Raw genomic sequence first — 2,166 nt, forward strand, 5'->3', positions numbered from 1 at the left:
GCCTGCCCCGGGCAGGGCCACCCGGCCGTCCAGGTCCACCGGGTCGATCCCGTTCGACGACAGCGACTCGGTCAGCAGGCCGCTGGTTACGGCCGCCGCCGCACCGGCATCCGCCATCGCCGCATGCAGCGTCTGCTCCGCCTCGGCGACCGCCGCGGCACTCACCTTTTGCCCGAGCTCATCGGCCAGCTTCCGGCCCTCCGCCGCCACGGCGGCCAACAGTTCCCGGCGCTGGTCACCCAGTCGGCGCAGTAGTTGCGGATCGAGCTGTTCCTGGGCTTCGCTCATGGCGTGGCCGAGTTCCACGATTCCCGCGATGTCAGCGCTCCGCTGCCGGCTCAGGAGATTGACCAGCCAGGCCGCGGCCGACGGCTTTGCCAGCGCTTTGATTTGCCGGGCGAGCTCCTTGTGGCCGTCCTGGGCTGCCTCCTTGGCCCGAGCGTTGCGGGCAGCGGTGAATTCGCCGGGAAGCAGCGCGTACAGCTCTCGTGCCGCGCTCTCCAGGTCCATGTGCCCCAGCCTAATAGGAGCGGCCGTCCGCGGTTGTCATCGGGCTCGGCTGGCGGGACAGTGACGATCCAAACCCCGTCCGGGCGGCAGCTGTCCGCGGGCCACGCGCCGCGATGGCGGCGGCACCAGCTGAGGTCAGGGCACGACGCCGAAGCCGCCGCTCCAGGCGATCTTCTCGCTGGCGGCCAGGGTGATCTGCAGGAAGCCCATGGCTTCCAGTTCCCGAGCCCGGGACAAGGCACCGGCGTCGATAATACGGAGTCCGGCGGCGGCGACCACCTCGGCCAGCATGGTCTTGGCCTCTGCGTCGTCGCCGGCCACCAGCACCGTGGTGGTCAGCCCGCCGACAGTCCCGGCAGCCAGCGTGGCGGCCAAGGTGGTGTTGAAAGCCTTGAGCACCGCCGAGTCCGGCAGCGCCGCGGCTAGTTCCGCGGCCGCGGAGCTGTCCGCCGCCACGGTCAGGGAGTCGAAGGTCTCGAAGTTCACCGGGTTGGTGATGTCGACGACCACCTTGCCGGACAGCTGCCCGGAGCGCTTGCCGAGGATGTCGGCCAGGGCGGGATAGGGCACGGCCAACACGACGATGTCACCGGTGACCGGCTTGTCCTCGTCGGAGTGGCCGAGCATCTCGACGGTGTTGCCGCCCTTGGTGACGACCCCGGAAATGGCCTGGCCCATGTTTCCGGTACCGATAACGCTGACGTGTGCCATGGAGTGCTCCTCGATCACGGATGGATACTGGAAGACGCAGCCAAGACGCTAGCGGCAGGAGCTGAGGCAGTCAACGGCTACCGGGCCTTCCTGGTCTCCCGGTCGTTGGCCTTGCGCAGCGCCTCGACGAGCTCTGACTTGTCCATCCTCGACCTGCCGGGGACGTCGAGCTTCTTGGCCAGATCGTAGAGGTGCTGCTTGGAGGCGTTTGCGTCCACCCCGCCCTTGGTTTCCCGAGAGGTGCCGGCGCCGCCCTCGGCCTGCGGGTCGGAGGGGCCCTTCTTTTCCTTCGGTTCCCAGTGGTCGCCCACCTTCTCGTGCGTGTGCTTGAGCGCGCTGTAGGCCACGCGGTGGGCACGCTCCTCGTCGCCGTACGTCTCGGCGGCGGAATCATGGGCTTCCGCGAACGTCTCCTGGGCCTTCTTGCCCGACCGTTGCAGCGTGCTGGGCAATTCGGTCTGCTTCGGCTTGCCGCTCTTCGTCGTCTTCGGCATCTGAACCACGTCCCTCCAGAAAGGATTGTTCGCCATTCCACCTCCAACGTGGCACAGTTCGTGGGCGCTGCCAAGGGAGATACGCCGGGGTGTGGAAGCGCGAACAAGGACGGCGGGACGGCCGCCTGCCGACGGGAGTGGCGGCGATGCCGGAGGGCGCGACAGGCACCGGCACAATGGAAGGGTGAGCCAGCCAATCCCGCAGGAACCCGCGCACCGCCACGTCCTTTTCGACCTGGCCGCGATGGGCGAAGGCCTGGTCTTCGCCGAGTCACTGGACGACCTGGCCGCAGCCCTGACGGGCAGCCCTGTGGGCGAGGAACCCGCAACCGTAGGCACCCGGACGGGCACCGCCGTCGTACAGGCCCCGCCGGGCACGGGCAAGACCACCCTGGTTCCGCCGCTGGTCGCCAACCTCGTGGCCGCTGCAGCGGCTGGCGGCCGTCCGCGC

3 protein-coding genes and 1 pseudogene are annotated in these 2,166 nt (G+C 69.0%); 1 reads left to right on the forward strand and 3 read right to left on the reverse strand.

Annotated features, from left to right (window positions below):
* The 3 genes and pseudogenes from AC5RUJ_RS15000 to AC5RUJ_RS15010 all read right to left on the reverse strand — a co-directional run.
* Positions 1–510: pseudogene (locus tag AC5RUJ_RS15000) on the reverse strand (hypothetical protein); the annotation flags it as partial.
* A gap of 135 nt (positions 511–645) precedes the next feature.
* The gene (locus AC5RUJ_RS15005; RefSeq protein WP_494000829.1) at positions 646–1,221 is read right to left on the reverse strand and encodes an NADPH-dependent F420 reductase; all 576 of its coding nucleotides are present in this window, start codon (positions 1,219–1,221) and stop codon (positions 646–648) included.
* 77 nt (positions 1,222–1,298) lie between these two features.
* Entirely contained in the window at positions 1,299–1,715 is a 417-nt protein-coding gene (locus AC5RUJ_RS15010) for a ChaB family protein (RefSeq protein WP_494001310.1), read from the reverse strand.
* 244 nt (positions 1,716–1,959) lie between these two features.
* Between AC5RUJ_RS15010 and AC5RUJ_RS15015 the strand changes: the two genes are divergently transcribed.
* Positions 1,960–2,166, forward strand: a 207-nt coding sequence (locus tag AC5RUJ_RS15015; RefSeq protein WP_494156113.1) for a hypothetical protein, incomplete at its 3' end; no start/stop codon positions are given.

This window comes from Arthrobacter sp. Y3223164, assembly GCF_059091005.1.

Bases quoted from the DNA above. Each gene is read 5' to 3' on its own strand.
- AC5RUJ_RS15005 (WP_494000829.1), bottom strand. From the start codon at position 1,221: ATGGCACACGTCAGCGTTATCGGTACCGGAAACATGGGCCAGGCCATT.
- AC5RUJ_RS15010 (WP_494001310.1), bottom strand. From the start codon at position 1,715: ATGCCGAAGACGACGAAGAGCGGCAAGCCGAAGCAGACCGAATTGCCC.